The 508-nt window shown below is 58.3% G+C and carries 1 protein-coding gene; it reads right to left on the bottom strand.

The window, feature by feature from the left end; translation table 11 throughout:
• On the bottom strand, positions 1-284 hold a 284-nt coding region (locus NZ585_15205), incomplete at its 3' end, for a hydrogenase maturation protease (GenBank protein MCS7081375.1).
• Between the last annotated feature and the right edge of the window lie 224 nt (positions 285-508).

Below are 508 nucleotides of genomic sequence, written 5' to 3' on the forward strand. Positions count from 1 at the left end.
GGCGAGACCTTGAACCTGAGGAAGGCCGGCACCGCGTCACCCTCCAGCGCGATCAGCTCGCCGGAGGCCTTGTCGGCATCAATGGCGTCCAGCACAATCAGGTGGTCAACGCCTTCGAGGTAGCCCAGCAGCTCCAGGCCCGACGTACCGCCGTCCAGCAGCATCACCTCCTGGCCGTTGGCCGGGAAACGGACATTGGCCTGCAGCCACTCTACGGCCCGCACACCTAGGCCTTCGTCCTTTTCCAGGATGTTGCCAACGCCCAGAACCAAAGCGCGCGCCATACCCGTGACGGAATACGTGAAATACGAAGTGCGCTGTCTGTTGCGTATTACGTATTACGTATTACGTATCGCGTATTGCGTACGTAACACGAAATACGGAATATGCAATACGAAATTGGAGTAAAACAATATGACCGACGCCCTCGGCTGGCGCAAGAAATTCGGTGTGCTTGCGCCCAGCACCAACACCATCGTCGAGCCGGACTTCTACTCGATGCGCGTGC

Origin of the sequence: Chloracidobacterium sp. (assembly GCA_025057975.1) — a bacterium.
GTDB lineage: Bacteria > Acidobacteriota > Blastocatellia > Chloracidobacteriales > Chloracidobacteriaceae > Chloracidobacterium.